The organism is Amycolatopsis magusensis (assembly GCF_017875555.1).
GTDB lineage: Bacteria > Actinomycetota > Actinomycetes > Mycobacteriales > Pseudonocardiaceae > Amycolatopsis > Amycolatopsis magusensis.
This window is the reverse complement of the sequence record NZ_JAGGMS010000001.1, coordinates 4,274,022-4,289,148: the sequence shown is the minus strand read 5'-3', so window position 1 is coordinate 4,289,148 and position 15,127 is coordinate 4,274,022. Positions and strand designations below refer to the sequence as shown.

The following is a 15,127-nucleotide window of genomic DNA, read 5'->3' as shown; positions in this document are numbered from 1 at the left end:
CCCGATGGCCACGCAGATCCTCCCGGTGACGAAACCGCCGCGCGGTGGTGCCGCTCGCCCGTCCCGCAGGCGCGGCGACGGGCGGGCGGCGGCGATCTACCTGCTGCCCGCGGCGATCCTGCTGCTCGCGATCCTGGCGTACCCGATCTACCAGCTGGTGCTGATCTCGTTCTACGACTACGGCCAGGCGCAGGCGGCCGGTCGCGCGCCGCTGGAGTTCATCGGGTTCGACAACTACGCGAAGCTGCTGGGTGAAGCGCAGTTCTGGACGGTGCTGGCGAAGACCGTCGGGTTCGCCGGGGTCTGCGTGGTCGGCAGCCTGCTGGTCGGCACCACGCTCGCGGTGCTGGCCAGCCGGGTGCGCGCGCTGCCGCGCATGCTGCTGTTCATCGCCGCGCTCGGCGCGTGGGCGACCCCGGCGCTGGCCGGGTCCTACATCTGGCTGTTCCTCTTCGACACCGACTTCGGGCTGGTCAACGAGGTGCTCTCCGGCCTGGGCTTCGAGTCCATGGCACGGCACTCGTGGACCTTCGACACCTACAGCGCGTTCGGGCTGGTCGCCGCCGAGGTGATCTGGTGCTCGTTCCCGTTCGTGATGATCACCATGTACGCCGGGATCAAGGCGATCCCGGAGGAGGTGCTCGAAGCGGCCACTTTGGACGGTGCTTCGTGGACGAAGATCGCCACCTCGATCATGCTGCCGATCCTGCGGCCGGTGCTGATGATCGCCACCATCCAGTCGATCATCTGGGATTTCAAGGTGTTCACCCAGATCTACGTGATGACCAACGGCGGCGGGCTGGCCGGGCGGAACCTGGTGCTCAACGTCTACGCCTACCAGGAGGCGTTCGCCGGGGCCGACTACGGCCTCGGCGCGGCCATCGGCGTGGTGATGACGGTGCTGCTGCTGTCGATCACCACGCTCTACGTCCGTTCGCAGAAGCGGGAAGCGGGGCTGTTATGACGGCGACGGCGACCGCGCCGCCGGTGGTGCGGACCGAAACCCGGGCACCGCGGCGGCGGCGCGCCCAGCGGCCGGGCAGGCTGATCGCGGAGATCATCACCGTGGTGGTGGCCGGGATCGTGGCCTTCCCGCTGTACTGGATGGTGCTCTCGGCGCTCAAGCCGGCCGGGGAGATCCAGTCGGCGAACCCGCGGCCGTGGACCTTCTCCCCCAGCTTCGACAGCTTCGAGCGGGTGCTGGGTTCGGCCGGGCTGGGCCGCTACTTCGTCAACAGCGTGATCGTCGCGGTGGTGGTGGTCGCGCTGTCCATGCTGCTGTCCTTCCTGGCCGCGGTGGCGCTGACCCGGTTCCACTTCAAGGGCCGCACGGTGCTGCTGGTGATGTTGCTGGTGGCGCAGATGGTGCCGATCGAGGCGCTGACCATCCCGCTGTTCTTCCTGATGCGCTCGGTCGGGGACGTGGCACCCGCGTTCGGGCTGAACGAACTGGGGTCGCTGGTGCTGGTGCACCTGGCCTTCACCCTGCCGTTCGCGATCTGGATGCTGCGCGGGTTCGTCGCCGCGGTGCCCGCGGAACTGGAGGAAGCCGCCACCGTGGACGGCGCCAGCCGGTTCCGGTTCACCTGGCAGATCCTGTTCCCGCTGGTGGCGCCCGGTCTGGTGGCGACCAGCGTGCTCTCGTTCATCCACGCCTGGAACGACTTCCTGTTCGCCAAGACCTTCATCATCTCCGACACCAGCAACCAGACGCTGCCGCTGGGCATCCTGGTGTTCTTCAAGCCGGAGGAGAACGACTGGGGCGCGATCATGGCGGGGTCCACGCTGATGACCATCCCGGTGCTGGTGTTCTTCCTGCTGGTGCAGCGGAAACTGGTGTCCGGCATGGCGGGGGCGGTGAAGGGGTGACCGGCTTCGGCGGACTGCTCCCCCGCCCGGTCTCGGTGACCCCGGCGCCTGGGGTGTCCACTGTGGATACGGTGAGGCACCGGGACGACGCCGGGCTGCCCGCGGAGGGGTACCGGCTGGAGATCACCCCGGAGGCGATCACGCTCAGCGCTTCCGACGCGGCCGGCCGGTTCTACGGCATGGAGACGCTGCGGCAGTTGCGTGGGCCGTCCGCGTTCCGGGCCGCCGGTTTCGCCTCGGCCGAGGTGCCGTGCGGCGTGGTGGCCGACCACCCCCGGTTCTCGTGGCGCGGGTGCCTGCTCGACGTGGCACGCAACTTCCGCACCAAGGCCGAGGTGCTGCGGTTCGTCGACCTGCTCGCCGCGCACAAGCTCAACGTGCTGCACTTCCACCTGACCGACGACCAGGGCTGGCGGGTGGAGATCCCGGGCTTCCCGCGGCTGACCTCGGTCGGCGCCTGGCGCCACGAGTCGATGGTCGGCAGGCACGACGGGCCGGAACGCGACGGCCGCCCGCACGGCGGTTTCTACACCGTCGACGACCTGCGTGAGATCGTCGCCTACGCGGCCGAGCGGCACATCACCGTGGTGCCGGAGATCGACGTGCCAGGGCATTCACAGGCGGCCATCGCCGCGTACCCGGAACTGGGTGGCGGCGAGCCGGTCGAGGTGTGGACCTCGTGGGGGATCAACCCGCGCCTGCTGGACCCCACCGAGTCCACTGTGGACTTCTATCGGCGGGTGTTCGACGCGGTGCTGGAGATCTTCCCCAGCGAGGTGATCGCGATCGGCGGGGACGAGGTGCCCGGCGCGACCGAGCGGCACGCGTGGTTCGTCGACCGGGTGATCGAACACCTCGAAGCCCGCGGACGGCGGGCGCTCGGCTGGGACGAGATCCTCGACGGCAAGCCGGCGACCTCGGCGATCATCGGTTCCTGGCGCGGTGAGGAAGCCGGGGTGCTCGCGGCGGCCCAGGGCCACGACGTGGTGATGTGCCCGGAACAGCACGTCTACCTGGACCACCGCCAGTCGGACCACCCGGACGAGCCGATCCCGGTCGGTTACCTGCGCACGCTCGCGGACGTCTACGCCTACGAGCCGTATCCAGCCGAAATGCCCGAAAGCGCGCGTCCGCGGGTGCTCGGGGCACAGGCCCAGGTGTGGACCGAGCACCTCGATTCGGTGCGGCGCGTGGACTACGCGGCGTTCCCGCGGCTGTGCGCGTTCGCGGAGGTCGTGTGGTCCACCGGCCCGCGTGACTTCGACGAGTTCTCCGCGAGGCTGACGGAATCCCACCTGCCGCGACTGGACGCGCTCGGCGTCGAGTACCGCCCGCTCGCCGGGCCACACCCGTGGCAGACCCGCCCCGGCGTCCCGGGCCGCCCCCGCTAGGTCAGCGGCTCAGGCGGCTTTCGAGGCCGTCGAGCATGCGCTCGAGGCCGTAGCCGAAGCTGTCCTCCCGCGCCTCACCCGGATCTTCGTACGTGGTGGTCTCGCCGAACAGTTTCTTCAGGCGTGGATAGGGTTCCGCCGCCGCTTCCACGGTCGGCCGCAGGTAGTCGCCCCACTCCTGCTCGGTCTTCCCGCTGCGCGCGAGCATGGTCAGCCACGCCGCCTCGGTGATGCCCATGCCGATCACGTAGGAGACCATCGCGCCCAGCGCGCGGTCCGCCTCGGCCAGGGTGAACCCGGCCGACTCGAAGATGCCGAGCATGCCGTCGTTCAACCGCATCACGTTCGGCCCCAGGTAGGACAACCCGACCTGGCCGAGCGCCGAGGCGATCCACGGGTGGCGCACGATCATCGACCGGATGCTCTGCGCGCAGCCCCGCGCCACCGCACGCCACTCACCGCCGGACGGCACCTCGATCTCGCCGTAGACCTCGTCCACGACCAGCTCGATCAGCTCGTCCTTGTTCGCCACGTGCCGGTAGAGCGAGGTCGCCCCGGCCCCGAGGCGGGTGCCGAGCGTGCGCATGCTCAGCGCCTCCAGCCCGTCGGCGTCGAGCAGCCGGACCGCCTCGGCGACGATCTGCTCCCGGCTCAGGGCCGGCTGCTCCCGGCCGCGACGCGGCCGCGTCCACACCGAGGGGATCGCCTGCTTGTCACCTGCCATGCCCTCAGCCTAGCGCACGGTGTGCGCATTGACGTACGTTGATCCTCATGCGTACAGTGTGCGCAACAGGAGAACAACGTACGCAAGCACAGGAGTAGGACATGACTTTCGATCGCACCCGCTGGCAGGCACGGTTCGACGAGCTGCGCGCGGCCCACCAGGTGCCCGGCGCCTCGCTCGCCGTGCTGGCCGATGGCGAGATCCACGAGCTGGCCAGCGGCGTGCTGCACCGCGGCACCGGCGTCGAGGCCACCACCGATTCGGTGTTCCAGCTCGGCTCGGTGACCAAGGTGCACACCGCGACCCTGGTCATGCAGCTCGCCGACGCCGGGCTGCTGGACCTCGACGCACCGGTCCGCGAGGTGCTGCCGGACTTCGCGGTGGCCGACGCCGAGGCGACCAAGACCGTCACCCCGCGCCAGCTGCTCACCCACACCAGCGGCATCAGCGGCGACTTCACCCTGGACACCGGCCGCGGGGACGACTGCCTGGCCCGTTACGTCGACGCGTGCCACGAAGTCACCCAGGACGTGGCCCCCGGCGCGGCGATCTCCTACAGCAGCACCGGGTACAACGTCCTCGGCCGGATCATCGAGGTGCTCACCGGCCAGACCTGGGACGACGCGCTCCGGGACCGCCTGCTCACCCCGCTCGGCATGACCAGCTCGGTCACCCTGCCCGAGGACGTCCTGCGGTTCCGTGCCGCGATGGGTCACGAAGGCGACGAGCCGATGCCGTCGTGGACGCTGATCCCGCGCTCGGGCGGCCCCTACGGCGGCACGCTGTGCTCCACCGCCGCCGACGTGGTCCGGCTGGCCCGCATGCACCTCGACGGCGGCACCGCGCCGGACGGCACCCGGCTGCTCGAGGCCGGGACCGTGACCGGGATGCAGCGGCACGCGGTCGACGTGCCGGACCGGTGGACGGTCAGCTCCGACGGCTGGGGCCTGGGCTGGACGCTCTACGACTGGGACGGCGTCACCGGTTACGGCCACGACGGCGCGGCCACCGGGCAGTACTCCTATCTCCGGGTGTTCCCCCAGGCCGGGGTGATCGCCGTGCTGCTGGCCAACGGCGGTCACTCCCGGCACCTCTACGCGGACCTCTTCGGCGAGCTGCTCGGCGAACTGGCCGGCGCGCGGATGCCCGCCGCCTTCGGGGTCGCCGAGCAGCCGCCGGTGGTCGACTTCGACCGCTACCACGGCACCTACCTGCGCGAGGGCGTGGAGCTGACCGTGTCCGAGCGCGACGGCAAGCCGCACCTGCGGTACGCCTTCGTCGGCGGCATGGCGCACTTCGCGCCGCCGATGGAGCTGGACCTGGTGCCGGTGTCGGAGACCGTGTTCGCCGCGCCCGGGCTCGGGGCCTTCGCCGGGGACTGGATGCCGATCGTGTTCGCCACCCTGCCCGACGGCACCCTCTGCCTCTACTCCGGCATGCGGGCCGCCCCACGGGCGTGATCAGTTGACGCAGGGGGCGGCGCCACCCTGGCCGCCGCTCCCCGGCGCACCGGCGAAGAATCCGTCCACGAAGGACTTCACCGCGACCGGGTCCACCTCCAGCACCGAACCGGCGCCGGTCTCCGCGGACCGGAGCACGGGGATCACCCCCATGTCGCCCGCCGCGTCGACCCGGGCGGCGAAGTCCGCGAGGTCCCAGTCCGGATCGGTGCGCAGGTTGCCTGCCGCCAGCTTGCGGTAGTCCAGTGTGGACCCGGCGAGCTTGGTGGTCAGGCTCTGCAGGAACGCGCGCTGCCGGGCCGCGCGGTCGAGGTCGCCGTTGGGCAGCCCGGCCCGCTGTCGCAGGAAAGCCAGTGCGTGGTCACCGGAAAGGGTCTGCTTCCCGGCCGGGAACCGCGCCCCGCTGCGTGGATCGTCGGCCGGGTGCCGCAGGCAGACTTCGACTCCGCCGACCGCGTCGCTCAGCCGGACGAACCCCGCCGCGTCGAGCACCGCGTGGTGGCCGGGCCGGACCCCGGTCAGCGCCTGCACCGCCTCGACCAGGCCGTCGACACCCCGGGCGGCGAAGATCTGACTGAGTTTTTCCTCGCCCGTCCACGTGTCGCGCGGCAGGGAAACCGCCCGCAGCACCCCCTTCGTGTCCAGCCGGGCCAGCAGGATCGCGTCGGCGCGCCCCGATTCGTCCGCCCCGATCAGCAGGACGTCCGTCTCGGTGGGTGCCGCGGCGACCGGTGCGTCCGGGGTGGCGGACGGTCCGGCGACCAGGAAGGCCGCGACGAGCCCGGCGGCCACCACGAGCGCGGCCGCCACCACCGGCAGGACCGGGCGGCGGCGGCGCTTCTCCCGCAGCCCGGCCAGCACCTCCTCGGCGGGCGGCGCCTGCCCCGCCTGGTCGGCGATCGCCTGGCGGATCAGTTGTTCGTCGGTCATCGCGGCACCTCCGCTGGAATCCGGGCGTCCGCGCGCAGCGTGGCGAGCGCGCGGGAGATGTGGCTGCGCACGGTGCTTTCCGTGCAGCCGAGTACCTGGGCGATCTCCTGGTCCGTGCAGTCCTCGTAGAAGCGCAGCACGATCGCCGCGCGCTGGCGGCGCGGCAGCACCGCGATCCGGACGCGCATCGCGTCGCGCTCGGCGTGCCGGACCGCCGGATCGCCCGCCGGCGGGGTCAGCGCGTCGAGGGTGCCCAGGGAGGACGCGATGTCCCTGGCGGCGCGGCGGTGACGCCACGACAGGTACTCGTTGGTCACCATCCGCTTGACGTAGAGGTAGGGCGCGTCCAGCTGTTCGATCCGGGACCAGCGGCGCTGCACGCGCAGCAGCACGTCCTGCACGATGTCCTGGGCGAGGTGGCGGTCGCAGGTCACCGCGGTGGCGTACCGCAGCAGCCGATCGAGCCGATCGGCGGCGAACTGGTCGAATCCGTCCGGCACCACAGCTCCCTTCTGCCTGGTTCGAGTGGGGCGAACGGGAAACCCCGGCAGAAGCCCGGATTGTTGAATACTGTGACCGGCGTCACGCCGGGCGGTACCAGACCTCCGGCCTGCCGACCTGCCCGTAGTGCGGTTCCCGCCGGGCCAGGCCGCTGTCGGCCAGGTACTCCAGGTACCGCCGCGCGGTCACGCGCGACACGCCGACCACCGTGGCCGCCGCGCCCGCGGACAACCCCTCTCCCGCCGTGGCCAGCGCCTCGGTGATCGCCTCCAGCGTCTGCGCGCTCATGCCCTTGGGCAGCGCGTGGTGGTCCGGCGAGCGCAGGGTCGCCAGTACCCCGTCCACATCGGCCTGTCCGCTGACCTCGCCGGACTCGGCGAACCGGTCGCGGAACCGCGCGTACCGCTCCAGCTTCTCCCGCAGCGAGGCGAAGGTGAACGGCTTGAGCAGGTACTGCACCACGCCCACGGACACCGCCGCCTTGACCACGGCCAGGTCCCGCGCGGAGGTCACCGCGATCACGTCGACCGCGACCCCGGCCGCCCGCAGCGCCCGGCACACCGCCAGGCCGTGGCTGTCCGGCAGGAAGAAGTCCAGCAGCACCAGGTCCACCGGCATCCGCTCGCAGGTCCGCAGCGCGTCCCCGCCGGAGTGCACCACGGCGACCACGGTGAAGCCCGCGACGCGTTCGACGTACCGCCGGTGCGCCTCGGCCACCACCGGGTCGTCCTCGACCACCAGCACCCGGATCATCCGCGACCCCGCACCGGCAGCCGGACGGTGAACACCGCGCCGACGTCACGGGAGATCCCGATCGTGCCGCCGTGGCGGCGCACCGCCTGCCCGACCAGCGCCAGCCCCAGCCCGCGCCCGGCCGGTCCCTCGGCGGGCTTGCTCGTCCAGCCGCGGCGGAACACCTGCTCGGCGCTGTCCGGGTCGACGCCCGGCCCGGTGTCGGCGACCCGCAGCAGCAGTTCGCCGTGCTCCTGGCGCACGGTGACCGAAACCGTCGGCCTGCCCTGGCTCGCACCGGCGATCGCCGCGTCGATCGCGTTGTCGACCAGGTTGCCGAGGATGGTCACCAGATCGCGGGTGTCCAGCCCGCCGGTGCCGGAGTCCATCGCGGTGTCCGGGGTGAGCACCAGTTCGGCACCGCGTTCACTGGCTTCGGCCGCCTTGCCCAGCAGCAGGGCCGCGATCACCGGTTCGGAGACCGCGCCGACCACCTGATCGGTCAGCTGCTGCGCGATCTCCAGTTCGGCGGTGGCGAACCGCACGGCTTCCTCCGGCTCGCCCATCTCCACCAGTGAGACCACCGTGTGCAGCCGGTTCGCCGACTCGTGGGCCTGCGACCGCAGCGACTCGGCGAAGCTGCGCACGGTGTCCAGCTCACCGGTCAGCGTCTGCAACTGGGTGTGGTCGCGAAGGGTCACGACACTGCCGAGCGAGCGCTCGCGCGACCGCACCGGCTGCGCGCTGAGCAGCAGCACGCCGGTTTCGGTCACGTGGATCTCGTCGGCCCGCGGTTCACCGGAGAGCAGCGCGGCGGTCAGTTCCTCGGGGAGCCCGGCCTCGGCGACCGGAGTGCCCTGCACGTCCGGCGGCAGGCCGAGCAGGGTCCGCGCGCCGTCGTTGATCAACGCGATCTTCCCCCGGGAATCGATCAGCACCAGCCCTTCGCGGACGGCGTGCAGCACGGCCTCGTGGTAGTCGAACATCGCGCTCAGCTCGGCGGGCGCCACCCCCCGCGTCTGCCGTTTGAGCCGCGCGCTCACCAGCAGGCTGGCGGCGAACCCGACCGCGAGCACCAGTCCGGCCACGGCGAGCACGGTGAGCACCCGCTCGCGCAGTTCCGCGCTGAGCGCGCTGACCGTGATGCCGACGCTGACCAGCGCGATGACCCGCCCCGGCTCGGCTTCCACCGGCACCACCACGCGCATGGACGGCCCCAGCGTGCCGGTGTAGGTCTCGGTGAAGGTCTCACCCCGCAACGCGGCGGCGGTGTTGCCGACGAACGGCTGCCCGATCAGCGCCGGATTCGGGTGGGTGTACCGGATGCCGCCGGTGTCCATGATCGTGATGAAGTCGACCCCGGTGTCCGCGCGGACCCGTTCGGCGAACGGCTGCAGCTCGGCGCTCGGGTCCGGCCCCAGCACCGCGGTCCGCACGCTCGGCGAGTCCGCCACGGTGACCGCCACCGTGGTGACCTCCTCGGTCGCGCGGTCCTCGGTGGCCCGTTCGGCGTCCACATAGGCCAGTGTCACCCCGCCGCCGACCAGCACCGCGACCAGCACCACCTGCACGAGCAGGAGCTGGCGCGCGAGGCTCCACCGGTTCGACACGCCCACATACCAGCACACCCGCCGCGCGGGGCGTCGATGTGGCGCGGTTCGTGAACGAAATGAACACAACCGTGACGCCGCTCACCCGGGTGCGCATAGTCACCGGAAACCTTGACGCAACCTGGAGGCAACGGTGCCATCACCGACGACCACAGCCGGTTCGGCTCCGCCCGCCCAGCGCCGGGACCGGATGCACTACCTCTACCTCGCCGTGATCGCGGCCGTCGTGCTCGGCGTGGTACTCGGCTTCGCCGCGCCGGACGTGGCCAAGGAGCTCAAGCCGCTCGGCACCGGCTTCGTGAACCTGATCAAGATGATGATCTCGCCGATCATCTTCTGCACGATCGTGCTCGGCATCGGCTCGGTGGCCAAGGCCGCCAGCGTCGGCAAGGTCGGCCTGATGGCCATCGTCTACTTCCTCGCGATGTCCACCTTCGCGCTGGCGATCGGCCTGGTCGTGGGCAACATCCTGCACCCGGGCGAGGGCCTGAGCCTGTCCCCGGAGGCCGCCGCGAAGGCGCAGCAGCAGGCGGAAGGTTCCGAGGGCACCGTCGACTTCCTGCTGGGCATCATCCCGGAGAGCCTGGTCTCGGCGTTCACCGAAGGCTCGGTGCTGCAGACGCTGCTGGTCGCCCTGCTCACCGGGTTCGCGCTGCAGAAGATGGGCCGCGTCGGCGAGCCGGTGCTGCGCGGCATCGAGCACATCCAGCGGCTGGTGTTCCGGATCCTGGCGATGATCATGTGGGCCGCGCCGATCGGCGCGTTCGGCGCCATCGCCGCGGTGGTCGGCGAAACCGGCTGGGACGCGCTGAAGAGCCTCGCGGTGATCATGCTCGGCTTCTACGCCACCTGCCTGCTGTTCGTGTTCGTCGTGCTCGGCTCCGTGCTGTGGTTCGGCGCCCGGGTCAACCTGTTCTCGCTCCTGCGTTACCTCGGCCGCGAGTTCCTGCTGATCGTGTCCACCTCGTCGTCGGAATCGGCGCTGCCGCGGCTGATCGCGAAGATGGAGCACCTCGGGGTGAGCAAGCCGGTCGTCGGCATCACCGTGCCCACCGGGTACTCGTTCAACCTCGACGGCACCGCGATCTACCTGACCATGGCGACGCTGTTCATCGCCACCGCGCAGGGCAGCCCGCTGCCGGTCACCGAGCAGATCTCCCTGCTGGTGTTCATGATCATCGCGTCCAAGGGCGCGGCCGGGGTCAGCGGCGCCGGTATCGCCACGCTGGCCGGTGGCCTGCAGTCGCACCGGCCGGAACTGGTCGACGGCGTCGGTTTCATCCTCGGCATCGACCGGTTCATGTCCGAAGCCCGCGCGGTGACCAACTTCGCCGGCAACGCGGTGGCCACCGTGCTGATCGGCTCGTGGACCAAGGAGTTCGACCGCACCCAGGCACAGCGGGTGTTCGGCGGGGAGGACCCGTTCAACGAAGCCACCCTGGTCGACGACCACAAACCCGCCGGCGGCGACGAAGCCACGCCGCCGCAGCGGGAGCCCGCGGCGGTGAGCTAGCCCTCCACACCGCCGCCTGACGCGGTCGCGAGCTTCCCCCAGGGCTCGCGACCGCGTCAGCCTTTGTCCGCCACGAATCCCAGCAGCCGCTCGACCGTCCGCTCCGGCTGCTCCCCCACCAGCGCGTGCGTCGCCTCCGGCCACAACTCCACCTCGGCCCGCGGGAACAACTCACGCGCCCGCTCGGCCGCCACCTCCGGGTCGTGCACCACGCTCCGGCCGCCGATCAAGGCGAAAACCGGTAGCCGGATCGACCTCAGCACACCGTCGTCCGGATAAGCGAGAGGCGGCAGCCCGGTCCGGAACTCGCTCATCCCGGCGAGCAGCACCTTCGCCGCGGGCACGTCCATCGACGGCGGATTGCCCGAGCACCAGCGCAGGAACCGCCTCATCATCGCGTCACCCGGCCAGAGGTGGGCGATGGTCGCCCCGGCGAAGAAGCGCTTGGTCAGCTTGCCGAGGGTGTTCGCCGGGTCGAACAACGCGATCGAGGCGAGCCTGCCGGGGAAGTGCCGCGCCTGGTTCAGCGTCTGCCAGCCACCGGCGGACAACCCCGCGAGGTGGAAACCTTCCAGCCCCAGTTCCTCGAACACGTCCTCCAGCGCCCCGGCGCGCTCGGCGCCGTCGCGCATCGGCAAGGTCTGCACGCTGCGCCCCGGCTCGCCGAGCGTGTCCACGGTGTAGACGGTGCGCTCGGCGATGAGGCCGGGAAGATTGGGTGCCCACATCGCCGAACTCGCGTGCGACCCGTGCAACAGCACGATGGGCGCGCCGCCCGCCGAGCCGTAGCGGTAGACGCGCACCGTGCCGTACCGGCTCGGCACGTCCAGTTCCGTGCGCTCCGGCGGGCACTCCCGCATCGCCTCGTCATACGCCGCGAAGTAGCGGGCACGCCCCTCGACCGTGGTGAAATGACCGATTCTCCCCATGGAGCCAGTCAATCACCTTCCGGTGACCGCGCCCACCCGTTCGGCGAGGCCACGGCGGCCGCGGCGCATCATCAGCGCGTGGTTCGCCCGGAACACCGGCGCCGCCACCGGCGACAGCAGCCGCAGCAGCGGTTTGTGCACCACCACGTGCTGGGTGATGTCCAGCCGGGTGCCGCCGTCCTGGGCGGAGAGCAGGCAGCCGAGCGAACCCTCGAGATCCCCGCCGAGGTCCACCAGCAGCCTGCCGTCGCGCTCGTTCTCCTCGACCCTGGTCATGGTGATCCTGAGCTCGTACGGCAGCCGCGCGCGGCAGAGGAGCTCCGCGGTGTCGTCGGCCACCTGCCGCACCGATCGCACATCCGGCCACCACTCGGGATAGGCAGCGAGGTCGACCAGTGCGGCGAACACCGGCCGCACCGGAGCCTCCACCAGCCAGACGTCGCGAAACCGGTAGTCGTTCACCCGCACGCGGCCATTATGGACAGATCCGCCCGATCATTCAGCCGATCGGCAGGATTTCCCGGAGGAACTCGCCCGTGTAGCTGCCTTCGGTCTCGGCCACCTGCTCGGGCGTGCCCTCCGCGACCACCGTGCCACCACCGGAACCGCCCTCGGGACCCATGTCGATCAGCCAGTCGGAGGTCTTGATCACGTCCAGGTTGTGCTCGATCACGATCACCGAGTTGCCCTTGTCCACCAGGCCGTTGATCACGCCGAGCAGCTTGCGGATGTCCTCGAAGTGCAGCCCGGTGGTCGGCTCATCGAGGATGTAGACCGTCTTGCCGGTCGAGCGCTTCTGCAGCTCGCTGGCCAGCTTGACCCGCTGCGCCTCACCGCCGGACAGCGTCGGCGCGGGCTGGCCGAGCCGGACGTACCCGAGGCCGACGTCGACCAGGGTCGCCAGGTGCCGGTGGATCGCCTTGATCGGCTCGAAGAACTCGGCGGCCTCCTCGATCGGCATGTCCAGCACGTCCGAGACGGTCTTCCCCTTGTAGTGCACCTCGAGCGTCTCGCGGTTGTACCGCGCGCCCTTGCACACCTCGCACGGCACGTAGACGTCCGGCAGGAAGTTCATCTCGATCTTGATCGTGCCGTCGCCCGCGCACGCCTCGCAGCGCCCGCCCTTGACGTTGAAGGAGAACCGGCCCGGCTGGTAACCGCGGACCTTGGCCTCGGTGGTGGCCGCGAACAGCTTGCGCACGTGGTCCCACACACCGGTGTAGGTGGCCGGGTTCGACCGCGGGGTGCGCCCGATCGGCGACTGGTCGACGCGGACCAGCTTGTCCACGTTGTCCAGGCCCTTGATCCGGGTGTGCCGGCCCGGCACCTGGCGGGCGCCGTTGAGCTTGTTCGCCAGCACCGTGGCCAGGATGTCGTTGACCAGGGTGGACTTGCCGGAGCCGGAGACGCCGGTGACCGAGACCAGGCAGCCCAGCGGGAAGGAGACCTCGAGCCCGCGCAGGTTGTGCTCGCGCGCGCCGACCACGGTCAGCTGGCGCTTGCGGTCGATCGGGCGCCGGATCTCCGGCACCGCGATCTCCCGGCGCTTGGACAGGTAGTCCCCGGTCAGCGACTGCTTGTTCTTCAGCAGCTTCTTGTACGGTCCACTGTGGACGATGTGCCCGCCGTGCTCGCCGGCGCCGGGACCGATGTCGACCACCCAGTCGCTGGAGCGGATGGTGTCCTCGTCGTGCTCGACCACGATCAGCGTGTTGCCGAGGTCACGCAGCCGGGTCAGCGTCTCGATCAGCCGGTGGTTGTCGCGCTGGTGCAGGCCGATGGACGGCTCGTCCAGCACGTACAGCACGCCGACCAGGCCGGAGCCGATCTGCGTGGCCAGCCGGATGCGCTGCGCCTCACCGCCGGAGAGCGTGCCGGAGGCGCGGTCGAGCGAGAGGTAGTCGAGGCCGACGTCGAGCAGGAACTGCAGCCGCGCCTGGATCTCCTTCAGCACGGCACCGGCGATCATCGCCTCGCGCTTGCCCAGCGACAGGCCGTTGAGGAACTCCGAAGCCTCGTCCACCGAAAGCGCGCAGACCTCGGCGATCGAGCGGGGCCCGTGCGTGCGGTGCTCCAGGGTGACCGCGAGGATCTCCGGCTTGAGCCGTGTGCCCTGGCAGGTGGGGCACGGGACCTCGCGCATGTAGCCCTCGTACCGCTCGCGCATGTACTCGGACTCGGTCTGCTCCTGGCGGCGCTCGAGGAACGGGATGACGCCCTCGAAGTTGGCGTAGTAGGAGCGCTGGCGGCCGTAGCGGTTGCGGTAGCGGACGTGCACCTGCTCGTCGACGCCGTGCAGCACGGCCTTCTGCGCCCGCGCGGGCAGCCGCCGCCACGGCGTGTCCATCCGGAAGCCGATGGTCTCGGCGAGGGATTCGAGCAGCCGCAGGAAGTACTCGGCGCTCTGGCCACCGGCCCACGGCGCCACCGCGCCCTCGCCGAGTGAGAGTTCGTCGTCCGGCACCACCAGTTCCGGGTCGACCTCCTTGCGGATGCCGATACCGGTGCACTCGGGGCAGGCGCCGTAGGGCGAGTTGAAGGAGAACGAGCGCGGCTCGAAGTCCTCCACGGCCAGCGGGTGGCCGTTGGGGCAGGCGAGGTGCTCGGAGAAGCCGCGGATGCGGTGCGTGTCGTTCTCGGGCAGGTCGACGAACTCGAGCTCGACCAGGCCGTCGGCCAGGCGCAGCGCGGTCTCGATGGAGTCGGTGAGGCGCTGCTTCGAGCCGGTCTTCACGGTGAGCCGGTCGATCACCACGCCGATCTCGTGCTTTTCCTGCTTCTTCAGCTTCGGCGGGTCGGTCAGCGAGTGCACCGCGCCGTCCACCCGCACCCGCGAGTAGCCCTGCTGCTGCAGGTTGGCGAAGAGGTCGACGTACTCGCCCTTGCGGCCGCGGACCACCGGCGCGAGCACCTGGAAGCGGGTGCCCTGCTCCATCTCGAGGACCTGGTCGACGATCTGCTGCGGGGTCTGCTTGCTGATCGGCTCGCCGCACTTGGGGCAGTGGGGCTTGCCGGCGCGGGCGTAGAGCAGGCGGAGGTAGTCGTAGACCTCGGTGATGGTGCCCACCGTCGAGCGCGGGTTGCGCGAGGTGGACTTCTGGTCGATCGACACCGCGGGCGAGAGGCCCTCGATGAAGTCGACGTCGGGCTTGTCCATCTGGCCGAGGAACTGCCGGGCGTAGGCCGAGAGTGACTCAACGTAACGCCGCTGGCCCTCGGCGAAGATCGTGTCGAAGGCAAGGCTGGACTTGCCCGAACCGGACAGGCCGGTGAACACGATCAAGCTGTCCCGCGGGAGGTCGATGTCGACACCGCGGAGGTTGTGCTCACGGGCACCGCGAACAACGAGGCGATCTGCCACGCGAGGTCCCTTCACTGGATTCGGAACGGCCGGGTGTGAGGCGGCCGCCTCCATGCTAGGTCGCACCACCGACAATTTCGGATCCTGGAGGTCCTGCCTGGTGGGGC

13 protein-coding genes are annotated in these 15,127 nt (G+C 70.7%); 5 read left to right on the top strand and 8 right to left on the bottom strand.

Going from position 1 to position 15,127, the window contains the following annotated elements; all coding sequences use genetic code 11:
* Nucleotides 1–4 precede the first annotated feature (4 nt).
* From JOM49_RS19235 to JOM49_RS19225, 3 genes are read left to right on the top strand one after another with little or no spacing between them, the layout of a single operon-like run.
* Nucleotides 5–964, top strand: coding sequence for a carbohydrate ABC transporter permease (locus JOM49_RS19235; protein WP_209665667.1), 960 nt, complete (start codon nucleotides 5–7; stop codon nucleotides 962–964).
* Entirely contained in the window at nucleotides 961–1,869 is a 909-nt protein-coding gene (locus tag JOM49_RS19230; RefSeq protein WP_209665666.1) for a carbohydrate ABC transporter permease, read from the top strand. Before JOM49_RS19235 ends, JOM49_RS19230 begins: the two co-directional genes overlap by 4 nt.
* Nucleotides 1,866–3,260, top strand: coding sequence for a beta-N-acetylhexosaminidase (locus JOM49_RS19225; protein WP_209665665.1), 1,395 nt, complete (start codon nucleotides 1,866–1,868; stop codon nucleotides 3,258–3,260). The genes JOM49_RS19230 and JOM49_RS19225 overlap by 4 nt, the downstream gene beginning before the upstream one ends.
* Before the next feature lies 1 nt (nucleotide 3,261).
* On the opposite strand, the gene JOM49_RS19220 is transcribed toward JOM49_RS19225, so the two are convergent.
* Nucleotides 3,262–3,984, bottom strand: coding sequence for a TetR/AcrR family transcriptional regulator (locus JOM49_RS19220; protein WP_209665664.1), 723 nt, complete (start codon nucleotides 3,982–3,984; stop codon nucleotides 3,262–3,264).
* Nucleotides 3,985–4,085: 101 nt separating this feature from the next.
* Here JOM49_RS19220 and JOM49_RS19215 point away from each other — a divergent pair, with 101 nt between their 5' ends.
* Nucleotides 4,086–5,444: a serine hydrolase domain-containing protein gene (locus JOM49_RS19215; RefSeq protein ID WP_209665663.1), complete on the top strand. Its 1,359-nt coding sequence runs from the start codon at nucleotides 4,086–4,088 to the stop codon at nucleotides 5,442–5,444.
* Here JOM49_RS19215 and JOM49_RS19210 read toward each other — a convergent pair whose 3' ends face one another.
* The 4 genes from JOM49_RS19210 to JOM49_RS19195 form a co-directional block, all read right to left on the bottom strand.
* Entirely contained in the window at nucleotides 5,445–6,374 is a 930-nt protein-coding gene (locus JOM49_RS19210) for an LCP family protein (protein WP_209665662.1), read from the bottom strand.
* Nucleotides 6,371–6,874 (bottom strand): SigE family RNA polymerase sigma factor, encoded by a 504-nt coding sequence (locus JOM49_RS19205; RefSeq protein ID WP_209665661.1) that lies wholly within the window; start codon nucleotides 6,872–6,874, stop codon nucleotides 6,371–6,373. The genes JOM49_RS19210 and JOM49_RS19205 overlap by 4 nt, the downstream gene beginning before the upstream one ends.
* Nucleotides 6,875–6,956: 82 nt before the next feature.
* Nucleotides 6,957–7,628, bottom strand: a complete 672-nt coding sequence (locus JOM49_RS19200; RefSeq protein ID WP_209665660.1) for a response regulator — start codon at nucleotides 7,626–7,628, stop codon at nucleotides 6,957–6,959.
* Nucleotides 7,625–9,217, bottom strand: coding sequence for an ATP-binding protein (locus JOM49_RS19195; protein WP_308158792.1), 1,593 nt, complete (start codon nucleotides 9,215–9,217; stop codon nucleotides 7,625–7,627). Before JOM49_RS19195 ends, JOM49_RS19200 begins: the two co-directional genes overlap by 4 nt.
* 190 nt (nucleotides 9,218–9,407) lie before the next feature.
* Between JOM49_RS19195 and JOM49_RS19190 the strand changes: the two genes are divergently transcribed.
* A complete protein-coding gene (locus JOM49_RS19190; RefSeq protein WP_209671343.1) occupies nucleotides 9,408–10,730 on the top strand; it encodes a cation:dicarboxylate symporter family transporter in 1,323 nt (440 codons plus the stop codon).
* A 56-nt stretch (nucleotides 10,731–10,786) separates the two neighbouring features.
* On the opposite strand, the gene JOM49_RS19185 is transcribed toward JOM49_RS19190, so the two are convergent.
* Genes JOM49_RS19185 through uvrA form a run of 3 tightly spaced genes read right to left on the bottom strand, consistent with a single transcriptional unit; the run spans nucleotide 10,787 to nucleotide 15,020 of the window.
* The gene (locus tag JOM49_RS19185) at nucleotides 10,787–11,659 is read right to left on the bottom strand and encodes an alpha/beta fold hydrolase (protein ID WP_209665658.1); all 873 of its coding nucleotides are present in this window, start codon (nucleotides 11,657–11,659) and stop codon (nucleotides 10,787–10,789) included.
* Nucleotides 11,660–11,671: 12 nt separating this feature from the next.
* Entirely contained in the window at nucleotides 11,672–12,127 is a 456-nt protein-coding gene (locus JOM49_RS19180) for an SRPBCC family protein (protein ID WP_209665657.1), read from the bottom strand.
* Between the two features lie 31 nt (nucleotides 12,128–12,158).
* Nucleotides 12,159–15,020: an excinuclease ABC subunit UvrA gene (gene uvrA / locus JOM49_RS19175; protein WP_209665656.1), complete on the bottom strand. Its 2,862-nt coding sequence runs from the start codon at nucleotides 15,018–15,020 to the stop codon at nucleotides 12,159–12,161.
* Nucleotides 15,021–15,127 lie beyond the last annotated feature (107 nt).

Bases quoted from the DNA above. Each gene is read 5' to 3' on its own strand.
- JOM49_RS19220 (WP_209665664.1), bottom strand. From the start codon at position 3,984: ATGGCAGGTGACAAGCAGGCGATCCCCTCGGTGTGGACGCGGCCGCGT.
- JOM49_RS19200 (WP_209665660.1), bottom strand. From the start codon at position 7,628: ATGATCCGGGTGCTGGTGGTCGAGGACGACCCGGTGGTGGCCGAGGCG.
- JOM49_RS19230 (WP_209665666.1), top strand. From the start codon at position 961: ATGACGGCGACGGCGACCGCGCCGCCGGTGGTGCGGACCGAAACCCGG.
- JOM49_RS19210 (WP_209665662.1), bottom strand. From the start codon at position 6,374: ATGACCGACGAACAACTGATCCGCCAGGCGATCGCCGACCAGGCGGGG.
- JOM49_RS19190 (WP_209671343.1), top strand. From the start codon at position 9,408: ATGCACTACCTCTACCTCGCCGTGATCGCGGCCGTCGTGCTCGGCGTG.
- JOM49_RS19235 (WP_209665667.1), top strand. From the start codon at position 5: ATGGCCACGCAGATCCTCCCGGTGACGAAACCGCCGCGCGGTGGTGCC.
- JOM49_RS19185 (WP_209665658.1), bottom strand. From the start codon at position 11,659: ATGGGGAGAATCGGTCATTTCACCACGGTCGAGGGGCGTGCCCGCTAC.
- JOM49_RS19215 (WP_209665663.1), top strand. From the start codon at position 4,086: ATGACTTTCGATCGCACCCGCTGGCAGGCACGGTTCGACGAGCTGCGC.